The sequence below is a fragment of the Nocardia xishanensis NBRC 101358 genome, from assembly GCF_001613365.1.
Classification (GTDB): Bacteria; Actinomycetota; Actinomycetes; order Mycobacteriales; family Mycobacteriaceae; genus Nocardia; species Nocardia xishanensis.
The window spans coordinates 1-2018 of record NZ_BDCF01000065.1; the positions used below are offsets into that span (position 1 = coordinate 1).

Here is a 2018-nt window from a genome sequence, read left to right on the forward strand (position 1 = left end):
GTCAGCGAGGTGCAGGCATGAGCGAGCGAAGCGAGTGAATCATGTGCCAGCGCGCCGAGCGCATGCCGGAGCCGAGCGTCAGCGAGGTGCAGGCATGAGCTCAGACGCATGAGCTCATCCGGCGACGACCGAATCACCTTCCACGCGAACGGTTCTGGACGCAAGCGGGCGTTGGGCAGGCCCGGCGACGACCGAACCGTCGAGAGCGAACTTGCTGCCGTGGCAGCGGCAGTTGACGGTGCCGCCCGCCACTTCGGCGACCCGGCAGCCCGCGTGCGTGCAGATGCTGTCCAGGCCGACGAAGACGCCCGCGCTCGGCTGGGTGACCACCGTGTCCCCGGCGATCACGCCGCCGCCGACGGGCACGTCGGCGGTCTTGGCGAGGACGGTCGGACCGCCTGCTCGCGCGGCAGGCGCGGGGGCGGGCGCCGCCGCGGATTCGTTCTCGCCTCGGGCGCCGCAGGCCGCGAGCGCGGTGGCGGCCAGTGCTCCGGCGCCCGCCATCACGGTACGGCGGTCGAGCGTCGGAAGGTCGTTGTCCATGTCGCTCCGTTCGGACGATGCCGCCGTCGGTCCATGACGCTCGGCCGCACGGGCAAGTGCCCGCGGGCTGCGCGTTTCCGGTCGACGGCGGCGAATTCGGTATTGCCGCAGCGATGCCGGGCATCGAGCCGCCCGGCATCGCTGTGCACTGATCACGTCATGGACCGGACGACGGTTCAATCGCCGGGGTGCGAACGGCGAAGCGCGATACCACGTACTTGGTATGCGCATACCGGAAGAGCGTCCTGGCTGCGCCGGGCCGAAACCGACGCCGCGGCGACCAGTGCGGACGGGATCGGTGCCTACGCTGGCGGTCATGCTGATTTGGATCAACGGTCCCTTCGGCGGCGGGAAGACGCAGACCGCGCACGAGCTGGTGCGGCGGACGCCGGGGGCCGTGCTCTGTGATCCGGAGCTGGTCGGTTTCGGCCTGCATCGGATGACGCCGCCGGAATTACGCGGTGACTTCCAGGATTTCCCCGGCTGGCGGCGCGGTGTCAGGGAGGTGCTCGAGCTGGCGCTGACCCGCCACGGCGGACCGGTGTTCGCGCCGATGACGGTGGTCGACCCGGACTACCTCGCCGAGATCCTCGATCCCTTGCGCGAAAAGGGCCACGAGGTACACCATTTCGCGCTGTTGGCGCAGCGTGCGGAGGTGGTGCGGCGATTGCGCGAGCGCGGCTTCGGGCACGTCGTGCAGAAGATCACGGGCCGGGAGGCTCCGCTGTGGCGGGAGAGCTGGGCGGTGTCCAAGCTCGACCTGTGCCTGGAGCGGCTGGCGCGACCCGAATTCGGGACGCAGGTCTGGACCGACGGGTTGACGGTGCCAGAGGTCGCCGACCGCATCGGCGCGGCGGTGGGTCTTTCGCTGCTACCCAATACGGATGGCGAACTGCGCGGAGCCTTGCGCCGCGCCTGGGTCGGCGTGCGTCACATCCGCTTCGACTGAGCGACATCGAGTTCGGCGGGCGGCGGACCCGAGCCCCTCATGTGATCGGGTACGCCGCCCGGCGCCGGGTTCAGCCGCGCGCGATGGCCTCGAAGACGTGGGGGTCGAGGAGGGTGGAGGTGTCGCCGAGTTCGCGGCCTTCGGCGACGTCGCGTAGCAGGCGGCGCATGATTTTGCCGCTGCGGGTTTTGGGGAGTTCGGGGACGATGTGGATTTCGCGTGGTTTGGCGATGGGGCTGATTTCGCGGGCGACTTCGGTTTTGAGTTCGTCGATGAGTGTGTCGCCGGTGTTTTCGGCTTCGGCGGTGAGGATGACGAAGGCGACGATGCCTTGGCCGGTGGTGGTGTCGGTGGCGCCGACGACGGCGGCTTCGGCGACGTGGGAGTGTCCGACGAGGGCGGATTCGACTTCGGCGGTGGAGATGCGGTGGCCGGAGACGTTCATGACGTCGTCGACGCGGCCGAGGATCCACAGGTCGCCGTCGGTGTCGAGTTTGGCGCCGTCGCCGGCGAAGTACCAGCCTTG

The 2018-nt window shown here is 69.5% G+C and carries 3 protein-coding genes; 1 reads left to right on the top strand and 2 read right to left on the bottom strand.

Annotated elements, in window-relative coordinates; genetic code table 11:
• Positions 1-114 precede the first annotated feature (114 nt).
• Positions 115-543: a QcrA and Rieske domain-containing protein gene (locus NX1_RS31665; protein WP_068067693.1), complete on the bottom strand. Its 429-nt coding sequence runs from the start codon at positions 541-543 to the stop codon at positions 115-117.
• A 316-nt stretch (positions 544-859) separates the two neighbouring features.
• On the opposite strand from NX1_RS31665, the gene NX1_RS31670 reads away from it, so the two are divergent.
• On the top strand, positions 860-1492 hold the full coding sequence (locus NX1_RS31670; protein WP_068067696.1) for an AAA family ATPase: 633 nt from the start codon (positions 860-862) through the stop codon (positions 1490-1492).
• A gap of 70 nt (positions 1493-1562) precedes the next feature.
• Here NX1_RS31670 and NX1_RS31675 read toward each other — a convergent pair.
• Positions 1563-2018, bottom strand: a 456-nt coding sequence (locus NX1_RS31675) for an AMP-binding enzyme (protein ID WP_157120267.1), incomplete at its 5' end; no start/stop codon positions are given.

Excerpts from the sequence above, each read along its gene's own strand:
- NX1_RS31665 (WP_068067693.1), bottom strand. The coding sequence starts at position 543 with ATGGACAACGACCTTCCGACGCTCGACCGCCGTACCGTGATGGCGGGC.
- NX1_RS31670 (WP_068067696.1), top strand. The coding sequence starts at position 860 with ATGCTGATTTGGATCAACGGTCCCTTCGGCGGCGGGAAGACGCAGACC.